Source organism: Pseudomonas sp. RIT288, from assembly GCF_000631985.1.
GTDB lineage: Bacteria > Pseudomonadota > Gammaproteobacteria > Pseudomonadales > Pseudomonadaceae > Aquipseudomonas.
In genome coordinates this window covers 36975-48361 of sequence record NZ_JFYN01000010.1, presented here as the reverse complement: position 1 = coordinate 48361, position 11387 = coordinate 36975, and the positions used below count along the sequence as shown (strand labels likewise).

Annotated in this window: 13 protein-coding genes; 10 read left to right on the top strand and 3 right to left on the bottom strand. The window is 52.0% G+C overall.

Translation table 11 applies throughout. From position 1 onward, the window contains the following. Positions 1-5 precede the first annotated feature (5 nt). From BW33_RS10830 to BW33_RS10790, 10 genes are all read left to right on the top strand, one after another. Positions 6-851, top strand: a complete 846-nt coding sequence (locus tag BW33_RS10830; protein WP_047598886.1) for a phage tail protein — start codon at positions 6-8, stop codon at positions 849-851. Next, on the top strand, positions 826-1032 hold the full coding sequence (locus BW33_RS28415) for a tail protein X (RefSeq protein WP_081794206.1): 207 nt from the start codon (positions 826-828) through the stop codon (positions 1030-1032). Before BW33_RS10830 ends, BW33_RS28415 begins: the two co-directional genes overlap by 26 nt. Before the next feature lie 91 nt (positions 1033-1123). Continuing rightward, positions 1124-2170 carry a phage late control D family protein gene (locus BW33_RS10825; RefSeq protein WP_047598885.1) on the top strand — a complete coding sequence of 349 codons (1047 nt, stop codon included), beginning with the start codon at positions 1124-1126 and terminating at the stop codon, positions 2168-2170. Between the two features lie 32 nt (positions 2171-2202). Continuing rightward, positions 2203-2757 (top strand): glycoside hydrolase family 19 protein, encoded by a 555-nt coding sequence (locus BW33_RS10820; protein ID WP_047598883.1) that lies wholly within the window; start codon positions 2203-2205, stop codon positions 2755-2757. Continuing rightward, positions 2748-3290, top strand: coding sequence for a lysis system i-spanin subunit Rz (locus BW33_RS10815; RefSeq protein WP_047598881.1), 543 nt, complete (start codon positions 2748-2750; stop codon positions 3288-3290). The genes BW33_RS10820 and BW33_RS10815 overlap by 10 nt, the downstream gene beginning before the upstream one ends. 149 nt (positions 3291-3439) lie before the next feature. Next, positions 3440-4234 (top strand): DNA adenine methylase, encoded by a 795-nt coding sequence (locus BW33_RS10810; RefSeq protein ID WP_047598880.1) that lies wholly within the window; start codon positions 3440-3442, stop codon positions 4232-4234. Between the two features lie 124 nt (positions 4235-4358). Then, positions 4359-4784: a LexA family protein gene (locus BW33_RS10805; RefSeq protein ID WP_047598878.1), complete on the top strand. Its 426-nt coding sequence runs from the start codon at positions 4359-4361 to the stop codon at positions 4782-4784. Then, positions 4777-6054 (top strand): translesion error-prone DNA polymerase V subunit UmuC, encoded by a 1278-nt coding sequence (gene umuC / locus BW33_RS10800; RefSeq protein WP_047598875.1) that lies wholly within the window; start codon positions 4777-4779, stop codon positions 6052-6054. Before BW33_RS10805 ends, umuC begins: the two co-directional genes overlap by 8 nt. 175 nt (positions 6055-6229) lie before the next feature. Then, positions 6230-7306, top strand: a complete 1077-nt coding sequence (locus BW33_RS10795) for a hypothetical protein (RefSeq protein ID WP_047598874.1) — start codon at positions 6230-6232, stop codon at positions 7304-7306. Next, positions 7307-8947 carry a hypothetical protein gene (locus BW33_RS10790; protein ID WP_047598873.1) on the top strand — a complete coding sequence of 547 codons (1641 nt, stop codon included), beginning with the start codon at positions 7307-7309 and terminating at the stop codon, positions 8945-8947. Positions 8948-9103: 156 nt separating this feature from the next. Here BW33_RS10790 and BW33_RS10785 read toward each other — a convergent pair whose 3' ends face one another. The 3 genes from BW33_RS10785 to BW33_RS10775 all read right to left on the bottom strand — a co-directional run bounded on the left by BW33_RS10785 (position 9104) and on the right by BW33_RS10775 (position 10918). Further along, a complete protein-coding gene (locus BW33_RS10785) occupies positions 9104-9805 on the bottom strand; it encodes a DarT1-associated NADAR antitoxin family protein (RefSeq protein WP_047598872.1) in 702 nt (233 codons plus the stop codon). A 2-nt stretch (positions 9806-9807) separates the two neighbouring features. Beyond that, complete coding sequence (locus tag BW33_RS10780; protein WP_052032706.1) at positions 9808-10413, bottom strand: DarT ssDNA thymidine ADP-ribosyltransferase family protein; 606 nt, start codon at positions 10411-10413, stop codon at positions 9808-9810. 289 nt (positions 10414-10702) lie between these two features. Then, positions 10703-10918 (bottom strand): hypothetical protein, encoded by a 216-nt coding sequence (locus BW33_RS10775; RefSeq protein ID WP_047598871.1) that lies wholly within the window; start codon positions 10916-10918, stop codon positions 10703-10705. Positions 10919-11387 lie beyond the last annotated feature (469 nt).

Here is an 11387-nt window from a genome sequence, read left to right as displayed (position 1 = left end):
AGCCAATGGCCTACATGGAACAGCTGCAATCGGGATTGAAGAATCTTGCAGCAGCGGGAGAGAGTGGTCGGCGTAGCCTCGACGGCATGATGGGGCCAGTCAACGGTGCCATCAGCGAGATCAGCGGCGCGGCCTCGGAGCTGGAAGGCATTCCCTTCGTTGGTCCGGCGATGGGGGCAAAGCTGCAGCGTGTCATGCGTGGCGTCAATGCCGCTCAGGCCAAGGTCGGCCAGGTGGTGGCCACGTACAACAAAGCCACGCGTGCTGTATCGCAGATCGATGAACGCATGGGTGAGCTGAAGGAACAGGCCGCCCGGGCGTCCACCGCAATCAACAAGGTCGCCGGCAAGGTCAGCCCGTCGCTGGCCAACATCGTGCCGACCGGTTCGCTGGGTGGTGATACCACCCCATTGCCGGAAGCGGTGAAGCCGTTCCCGCATCTACTGATCGTGCAACCACAGGATCCGCAGGCGCAGCCCTACTACTTCAATCTGGACACCGCAGCCTTTGATGAACTGCGGCGCTCGACTGAGTTTAGATGGGCTTCGCAGGAGCGACTCACCCGTCGGCCGGCACAGCAAGCGGTCGGTATCGGTGAGGAAAAGATCACGCTCAAGGGCGCGATCTTTCCCGGCTTCAAAGGCGGGATCAAACAACTGGACACTCTGCGCAGCCTCGGTGCCCAACTCAAGCCGCTGACCTTGACCACCGGCTATGGCGACGTGCTCGGCACCTGGTGCTTGAAGAGCGTTGAAGAAGAACAGAGCGCGCTGCTGCAGGGCGGGATCCCGCGCAAGCAGGCGTTCACTTTGGAGTTTGTGCGATATGGCGACGACCTGCAGAACGTCTGACGGGGATCTGCTGGATACCCTGTGTTACCACGCATATGGGCACCTTGAAGGCACACTTGAGGCGGTGCTCGACGCCAATCAAGGGCTGGCTGATGAGGCGCAACCTTATCGCGCCGGCATCGTGATCGAGCTACCAGATCTGCCTGGTCCCATTGAAGAAGGCATATCGCTATGGAGTTGATGGACTATAGTCAGCGCGTAGGGCTTGAAGCTCCTGCAGTTACGACTCCTTCAGAACCCGCCTCGTGCGGGTTTTTTTATGGAAAAAATAAATGACCCCCGCCTTTCGCATCGTCGCCGACGGCGCCGACATCACGCAGCGGATCAACGACCGACTGCTGCAACTCAAAACCACTGACAAGCCTGGTATGGAATCCGACGAATTCGAACTGCGAGTCGACGACCGCGACGGCGCGGTGGTGCTGCCTCCACGCGGGGCCAGCATCGAGATTTTCCTCGGCTATACAGAAACCAAATTGACTCGCATCGGCCGTTACGTCGTCGATGAGATCGAGCTATCCGGCCCGCCGGATACGCTGGTGATCACTGGCAAGGCCAGCGACATGCGCGGCAGTGGCAAGACCGTGCGCAGCGGCAGTTGGGAAAATGTTCCGCTGTCGCGAATCGTGGGTGATATCGCTGCACGTAATGGCTGGCAGCCTGTGTGCCCAGTGCAAACCAAAGTGCCGCGTGCCGATCAGCTCAATGAATCGGATTTCAATTTCATCACGCGCCTGGCCAAGCAGTACGACTGCACCGCCAAAGTCGCCGACGGCAAGCTGCTGGTGATGTCACGCCAAGGCGGGCAGAGCGCCTCGGGCAAGTCTTTCGGTGTGGTCCTGATCCAACGGCGCGACGTCAGTCGCTTTCAATTTCGTCTTGGTGATCGCAACACGCACAAGGCGGTATCGACCAAGCACCAGGACAAGAAAACCGGAAAGCTCGCGGTGGTCACCTTGGATAACGACGAATCGCCTGACGGGTTGCCGCCGGTGCACAGCGACCGCCACATCTACCCGAACAAGTCCGCAGCCGAAGCCGCCGCTAAGGCACGTCTCACCGCGTTCAACCGCTCCACGGCCGGCGTCCGGCTGGAGATGGCAGGGCGCACTGACCTCTTCGCCGAGCGCTCGATCAACGCCCAGGGCTTCAAGCTTGGACTCGACGGCGAGTACCTGGTCGACTCGGTGGAGCAGGTATTAACCCAGGCGGGCTGGAGCACAACAGTTGAGTGCAACGGCGGCAAGAAGGGTAAAGCCAAAGCCAAGGGCAAGAAGAAAAAAGCGGCGAAGGATCTGAAGGTCGTTCAGCTCAAGTAATAGCGCCATTCTCACAACTTAAGGAGACATCGATGTCACTGACCGAACAGCAACTGCAATCCATCATGCCCAACGCCCGCCGCCAAGCGGGCGTTTTTGTATCCGCGCTCAACGCAGCCATGGCCCATCGGCAGATCAACACACCGAAACGGCAAGCCGCGTTCCTGGCGCAAGTCGGTCACGAGTCGGGTCAGCTGCAGTACGTTCGGGAACTGGGCGGCGACCAGTACCTGAGCAAATACGACACTGGCACCCTGGCTGCGAAACTGGGTAACACCCCGGCAGCGGATGGTGATGGCCAGCGTTATCGCGGTCGGGGTCTGATCCAGGTCACCGGCCACAACAATTACCTGCGCTGCAGCTTGGCGCTGTTCGGTGACGAGCGATTGCTGCGCACGCCTGAGCTGCTGGAACTCCCGCAGTGGGCCGCCGAGTCGGCTGCGTGGTTCTGGTCCGTGAATGGGCTGAACGCGCTGGCCGATCAGAACGAATTCAACACGATCACCCGCAGGATCAACGGCGGTCTCAACGGCCTGCAGGATCGGCTGGAGCTGTGGGAGCGGGCGAGGGCGGTTTTATGCGTATAGGTGAACTGATCCCTGCACCGTATCGGCTCCTGGCCAAAGGCTTGGTGCTGATCGTTTTGGCCGGTGGTTCTGCGTCCATTACCTGGCAAGTGCAGGATTGGCGCTACGGCAAACAGCTCGCCGAGCAGGAGCGCCTCCATACCGAAACCCTCAATCAACTGGCCTTGGCTTCCGTCGCACAGCAGCGTGCCGAACAAGACAGCCGCCTCGCGCTCGAACAGCGTCTGGCTACCAGCGAGCAAACCCATTACCGAGCCTTGAACGATGTCCAACGTGATCAAAGTCGCCTGCGCGACCGCCTTGCCACTGCTGATCTGCGCCTGTCAGTCCTACTCGACGCCACCAGCGGCGCCGGCAACGGATCGGTGTCAGGCGCCACCGCCACCGGCGGCGTGGTTCATGGCCCCACAAGAGCCGAACTTGACCCAGCGCATGCTCAACGAATTATCGGCGTCACCGATGACGGAGACCGGGGGCTGATTGCCCTCGCGGCCTGTCAGACATACGCCAAAGAAGTCTCAACACCGAAGTAAAAAAGAGCGGCCGGTCCGGATGCGTCAACATCCGGATCGACCGCCGTCCCTGCAGATGGTCCCTGCAAGTCCAGCCAAGGCTCTTGCTCCGTGCACAAAGCGCGGCGAGCCTAGCACCTGTTTATCCATACAGTAAAGGTCTTGCTTTCATGTCTACACCCATCATTCCTTGGATGGGCGGCAAACGCCGCCTTGCCGACCGCCTACTTCCGCTTTTTCCGCCACACGAATGCTACGTTGAAGTCTTTGCCGGCGGTGCCGCGCTGTACTTCATGAAGCCTCAGCCATCGCCGGTCGAAGTCCTCAACGACATCAACGGCGACCTGGTCACGCTTTACCGCGTCGTGCAGAACCACCTCGAAGAGTTCGTACGCCAATTCAAATGGGCGCTCAGTTCTCGGCAGGTGTTCGAATGGCAGAAAATGACCCGCCCCGAAACCCTCACCGACATCCAGCGCGCCGCCCGATTCTTCTACCTGCAGCACCATGCCTTCGCCGGCAAGGTCTCCGGTCAGACATTCGGCACGGCGACCACCGCACCGGCCATCAATCTGCTACGGATCGAAGAAAACCTCTCGGCCGCGTGGCAGCGCCTGTCGGGTACCTACGTCGAAAACCTCCCATGGCTTGAATGCGCCGAACGCTACGACCGTGCCCACACCTTCCACTACATGGATCCGCCTTATTGGCAGACCGCCGGATATGGCGTGGACTTTCCATTCGAGAACTATGAGCGGATGGCCGACTTCATGCGCCGCTGCAAAGGCAAAGTGATGGTCAGTATCAACGACCACCCGGACATCCGCCGCGTGTTTGAAGGTTTTCACTTCGAGACCTTGGACATCCGTTACACCACAGCCAATCAGCGGCAGGGGAAGGCCGAAATGAGTGGCGAGTTGGTGATCATGAACTGGGAACCGGCAGCGTTGGGTGGGTTGTTCTGACAGTTGCCGGGTATCATTTCTTTACTTCCCACCCTCCCGTCTGTCCGATATTTCCTACAGAAATTGACCGAATGCCGTTCTGAACGTTAACTGTACATTCGTACAGTATCGGAAGTCGTGCGTCATGAGCTTTTCAATCCTAGGCCCTATGGCTGTGGCCGGTCGGAAATTACCTCTTTGCCTTTTTCGAGTGCCGGCAGGCTTTCCTTCGCCGGCAGCGGATCACATTGAAACCCACATCTCGCTCGACGAAGTGCTCAACATTCGTGCCCCGCATGTTTACCTCGTGAAAATTGCCGGAGAGAGCATGCAGGGGGCGGGTATCTTTGACGGAGATTTGGCGGTAGTGGATCGTTCACTAGAGCCGGCGCACGGGCATATTGTTGTTGCGCTGCTCAACAACGACCCACTTTGCAAGCGGCTATGCATCCGTGGGAAAGAGGTCATCCTGCTGTCTGAAAATCCCAAGTATCCACCGCGTTACGTCTTGGAAGGCGATGAACTGGCGATCTGGGGCGTGATCATTGGTAGCGTGCGCAGTCATGTCTAAGCAGGTGCCGGTGTTCGGCCTGATCGATTGCAACAGCTTTTACGCCAGCTGCGAGCGAGTATTTCGTCCTGACCTGGCCAAGGTCCCCATCGTTGTCTTATCGAATAACGACGGCTGCGTCATCGCCCGCAGCTACGACGCCAAGCCATACGTGAAAATGGGCGAGCCGTACTTCCAGATCAAACACAAGCTTAAGCAGCACGGCATCGTCCCGTTCTCCTCGAATTACGCGCTGTACGGTGACATGAGTGAGCGCGTCATGACGCTGATTGAGTGCATGGTGCCCGCAGTCGAGGTCTACAGCATCGACGAAGCGTTCGTCGACCTGACCGGCATCAACGCTCTAGATAGCCTCGGACGGCAGATCCGGAACCAGGTACTGAGGTGCGCCGGCATACCGGTGGGCGTGGGGATTGCTCACACCAAAACCCTAGCCAAGCTGGCCAACCATACGGCTAAACGCCTGCAGGCGCAGACGGGGGGCGTCGTCAATATTTGCGACCCGACTAAGCGTGACTGGGTACTGCGAAATACCGACGTTTCAGAGGTGTGGGGTGTAGGGCGTCGAATGAAAGCGCATCTGGATACTATGGGAATCAAGAGTGCGATGGATTTGGCAAAATCGGACCCTTGGACACTGCGCAAAAACTTCAGTGTGGTGATCGAGAAGACGGCGCGCGAACTGGCCGGCACTCCCTGTCTGGAGCTAGATGAACCCGATCCGCCGAAACAGGAGATCTGCTGCAGTCGAATGTTCGGCACCCGCCTGACGGAACTGGCACCGATAAAGGAAGCGGTGGCCACTTACGCGATGCGCGCTTCAGAAAAGCTCAGGGCGCAAAACTCGCTGTGCAAGAAAGTGCGCGTGAGCATTCGCACCGGCATGTTCAACCCGGAGGAGGCGAAGTACGCCAATGGTGTGGTGATCGATATGCCTTACCCCACGGATGACGTCCGGTTACTGATCAAGGCTGCAGTCGATGCGCTGGATCGGTTGTATCGCCCTGGGTTCAAGTACAGCAAGGCGGAGGTATTGCTGATGAACCTGTGTCAGCCAGGTGAGTACACGGACGATCTGTTTGCGGCTTCTCAACCGACCGAATCTACCAAGGTCATGGCCGTACTGGACCAGATCAACGAGCGGTGGGGAAGGGGGACGCTGCGAGCGGCGAGCGTCCCTAGCAAGCCAGAGTGGGCCATGCGGCGTGAAATGATGAGCCAGAGCTACACAACTCGCTTGGATCAATTGTGGACGGTCAACTGTAGCTAATAAGACGTCCGCTATCGGCCAGAGGCCGGCATACTGAGCAGAGAACCATCAAACGAATCGGGTATTAGGTACTAGAATGATTTACTGATGATATCAAAATGTAATCGCCGAGCGTCGGCAAAAGCGCTAGGATCGGGTGTCATTACAGCGGACTTTACCCTAAAGAGGAAGGATCATGAATGGAGTCGCTTCGGAACTCGACGCTAAAATACTCAGTACAAGTTTGCATCACCTCGATATTGAGACGGGAACATGTAATTCCGTTGCAATTCCGGTTGATAAAGCAGATTTAGAAGCCTACCTGAGCGCGTTGCTACTGGAAATTCATGGGCGTCCGCAAAACCGCCTATACACCCTTGTCAGTCCTACAACCGAATTCGCGACCTCACTCAATGCATTTTTCGGTAGCAAAGATTTGATAGCCGCGCCCGAAACACAGACACTCGCCTCTCGCTTGTTACGCATCGAGGTCGATACTGAGGAGCGCTATGGGCATTTAGATAAATCCGGAAAAGGACTTGTTAATAAAGGCAGCTTTCTCCAATTTTTATACCAAGATGGAGGTTCGCTGTCCTACTTGGGTGTCAAAATCGAGCATCAGCGATTCATTGATGAAACGGATTTGAAACGAAAAATTGGTCTTGGTGAATCCAACAAAATTTATAAGGCCTGCAAAGTAAGCATGGATGCTGAAGGTAAAATGGGACAAGTTTTCGTGTTTGACACACACTCCCGACCATCAACCTATTGGTGGAAGGAAGTTCTGGAGCTCAAACAGTTACGTAGTGATGCATTGAATACCGAAATGGCCGTTAAATCGGTGGTGAAGACGCTTGGCAAGGTCAAGAGCGTATCTCCAGTTGATTACTCGATCCTTCGGAACGCCACAATTGCGGCATTTAAACAGAACGAAACTTTGAGTTTCGATGATTTTGTGACAAAAACTTTTGCTAGCTATGTCCCAGTAAGTGCCGCACTCACCGATCTGCTTCCCAGTATAGTGACAAATTTGCGTTCTCTACCGGAAAAAAGAAATTTTGATGGGCAGTTCACGTTAGTTCCCTCTGCCGTACCGTTTCGCCGGCAAACCATCAAAGTCTCCGAACAAATAAGTGTGGCGTACGATGAAGATATTCCAGATCTTCCAGACAAGATCTGGTATTCGAAAACACCAGCAGGCCAATCTGTTTTGGTATTAGACGCACCGAATGGTGCTGGGGGATTTATCGAAAAGCCTTGGAACTTGAAATAAATGCTAAGCGCTCTTTTCACTTCTCGCTTAACAATTTCTTTGGAGGAAGAACGGTTCGACCAGTATCGACTCAGCGCAGGTGGGAATTGCACTGTCTCTGAAGCCAGAATTATAGTGAAAGATGCGTTTGAACGCTTGCATGTAATGATTTCACTACGAGATAGATTTTCCCTAACCTTCGGCTACGATGAGGACTCGAAAGGTATAACTGACTTCTCTGAAACAAGCCATGCTCTCGTGAATGAACTATTCGAACTCAGTGACGAAGATGATGCAAGCCGCATGTCAGTGGAGTTCGTTGTACATAAGACGGTGAAAAATCAGCGATTATCTCTGTACGTGCCCGCTTTGTTTGGTGTTTACTTAGAAAACACACCAACTCTTCAAGTGTTAAAAGTATTGGCCGGACGGATAGGCGAAAATTTAGTTTTCGAGTGCATGACGCCGATATTAACTTCTAGTAGCTCAAGCATTTCGTTTCAAAGCATTGGTGATACAGGAGCCGGTACCGGAAAACAGCAACAGATTGTGAATCGTAAATATGTTTTTGATATTTTTAAAGATAATAGCTTTAGCAGATCGCTGCCAGATTTTTTTGTGCCGCAGGATTTCAATTTAACGACAGCCACTGGCGTAGCAGAGATCGATAGATTTTTTAAGAAGACGCGCACATTAGTGTCGGCCATATTTATATCGAGCACCGCCGAGCTAGATGAAAATGAGAAACTTGAATATCGGATTTGTGGATATAAAACGATAGCAGGAGTGGTGCCTTTGGTCCATTTGGACGATGCTGCCGACATGCTATATAAAATGGCTACCTGGGCTTACGGAGATGGTGGAAATGCAGATAAGATTGGACTTTCCCGGAATGTCTTGTCGCTTTATATCACCAAGTTACAGGATCTTCCTAAGCACCCGGAAATACTTCACGCGATCCACTCAAACTATCAAATTTATTTGAAAGAAAACGTAGAGAGTTATCTGGAGGTTAAAGGTAAAATTGCCGACATCCTCATTGATGCTGTGAAAAAGACTCATGATCTTGTTGACTCATTTGTCGACTCGTTAAAAAATGGAATACTTGTATTATTGACATTTGTTTTGACTGTTGTAGTTGTCAATGGGCTTAAAGATACCAATGCTAGCGCAATATTTTCTCCGGCTTACATTTGGGTCGTGGTTGTTTTATGCCTTCTAATGAGTATTTGGGTGTTTGTCGCACGATCTAGCGCGCTCAGCCAGTTTGATAGGGCATTTGATTCGATTGACGAGTTGCTAAAACGAAACTACCACGGCGTTCTCCAATCTACTGAGATCGATGATGCACTGAAGCCGGTTCGTATCAGCAATCGTGAATACTTGAGTGTTCAGTCGAGGCGTTATGTCAAGGTTTGGTTGGTCATAGTCGCACTGCTGATTGCCGGTTTCTGTGTCGGTAACGCGATTTTCGTTCAAGCATCATTATCGAATAGTGGAGCGCCTCCTCTCCAAACGCCCCAAGTTCCAGGGGCGCCCGCTGCGGAAAAGCAGTCAACGCTTGTTCCTGATAAGGTTGAACAAAAGAATCAACCCGATCAAGCTAAGCCTAGCAGTCGTCTTGATCGCCGTGTAAATTTACGGCGTAGCAAATCTGAATGACGTGAACCTGAGGCGGTCTCGCCGCGGCTTAGACTGACTGCTATATCCGATCCTGCGTCGGAGTGAGTAAGTTTTTGCAATTGGCTATATGATGCTAGTTTTAAGAAATCGCCTCATTGGCATTTTATATATTCGAAAATAAAATATAAAAACAAGCTATAAAAGCTTCTGTGTATTTGAAATATTGTCTCTTGCGCCGTCAACTTTGTAGCTGTTTATGATCTCGGTATAATTTTCTGGAGATGTTAATGCCTGCTCTAAAAGACCTCTTGCTGATAGAGATACATAGAGCGCCGCCGAGTAAGCTTGGCAATTTATTGAACGTTCATGATTGAACTCTATGTCAGTGAAGCATTGATAATTGAGTATGGATTTTGCAATTTCTTCATTGTTGCTAAGTGCATTTATGTAAAGCCAGTCGTAAAAAAGTGTTTTTGGCTCAAGTGGCCAAGTACTCTGATAAAATTTGAACGCCTTTAAGCGCCCGCTCACTTTCAGTCTCTCGTCTTTTTTCGCCTCTCTTGAGGATTTATCCAATATGTCTACAAACGGCCCTCCGCACTCAAATATTTTGCTCGCCTGAAAGGCGCACTCTACGCTAAATTTCTTATTGTATTTTTTCGTCTGAATCATCAAGTTAAATGCGCTAGCTTTAACACCCTCTTCATTTGGAGATTTTGAAGAAATCTCAAGTATCCTATCTATACTGAGTTTTTCACATATATTTTTGTGAAGGGAAGAAATGCTTCTCTGCTTCTGCGCCACAGAGAATCCTGGAAACCAGTCAAAGCTTACAAATGTAGTTTTGACTAGGCAGTCAACATCTGATATGGGAATAAAAACAGGTCTTTCAGCCATGGTTACCTCTGATAAAAATACTCTGGTCTGATCTTCCAATCATACTGAGGAAAAGCTTTGGCTAATGCTTGCAATCCAACCAAGTCTTTTATTTTATTTTGATAGTTAAAGTTAAAGTCGATAAAATAATTTGGTGGTATAGTACCTGAAACCATGACCTCTGCTTGAACGTCGGTGGTATCAAAACTCTTTAATTTTTGTTGCAGTCGACTCTCTTCGCCTGCGAAAAGCTTTTCTAATGCTGTCGGCCCACGCAGATCATTATCTGGAGTGTCCTTTATGTACTTTGTCGCTGCATTGGTTTCTGTGAACAAACAGTCAAGCTCCCAAAGAATATTTGGGCTAAGCCTGATTACAGCCCAATCATCAGCAGGGTAATTTAGAGTCATAGGGTAAAACATTTTGCAGTTTGGGAATGTAATGGATAGGCAAGTTCTATTTTCACGCTCATCAAATCGATGGTCATCATTGTGGGCAAACTGAATTCTATTAGCTTGTAATATGGAGCGAGAGATCAGCCCATTGGCTAAGATGCTAGTCAGGTTGGAAGTTCGAGTGAAGTGTATCAAGTGTTCTATCTTTCGATTTTTCACTATCTGCTGAATCATAAAAACGTTCCTTGTTGTTCTCATTTTTTAGCATTGCGGCCGATCTCTGAAATTTGCTTCCTAAGCCGTAACCTATACCGCGCAAAAAACAATGTCTACAGTCTAGACTAATTGAGCCAGTGGTGGGGGGGGCTCGCCGTTGAATTAGCTACAGTGGTGCAAAGAAACTGATCATAAGCTTTGTTGAATCGATCTTAGTTAATAGACGCCTTAGAGCCATCAAGAAGGGTCTGCTCAACCACGCATTACCGTCCGCTATTGGCCGAAAGCAGACCTGGGGGAGTGAGGGTTAGCTCCCACTCTTTCCCTTCAGCTTGGCCAGTCCTTGCTTGATGTATCCAGCGTTTTCGCCAATCGCCCACAAGGCCCCGCGGACGTTGTCTCCGACTTCAGTGAAACCTTGCTGTTCAACATGAAGCGTCAGCTCCATCAGAGCTGCTTCCAGGCCTAGCTGATTCTGGTAGATCCTTTCCAGCACATCCGATAACGAATATTCGTCAGCCACAGCATCGACTCCCTTAGAAAAAGGAAAGCATAGTACCGGTAGTGCCCTTCGTGGGCGGTACGTGCGGATGCTTAGAAATTGCTACAAAGCACCGTGTTTTTAGGGCATGGCCAGGCAGGCTTAGGGGAGGCAGGTGCCTAGGCACAATCCATCATCGGAGCCAGCCAGCGTCCGCTTTCGGCCAATAGCTGCCACTCACAAACGACCGCATTCGGCCATTTCCGGACGTTCGTGGCAGGCAGAAAATCGCCAGCGTGACTGGCTTCGGTTGCAGATCCCAATCCTGAGAAATGGCGAGTGTATCGGAGTCGCGCCCAACCGTTCTCAGAGCCACGTATTTCATGTCAGAGATAATTGAGCAACTGCGAAAGACTCACTCGACATCGCAAAGCTTTACCCTCCGAGGCAAGCGAATCGTCGCATAACTTAAGAGCAAAGCGACAGACAGCTATCGGCTAGAATCTGCCGG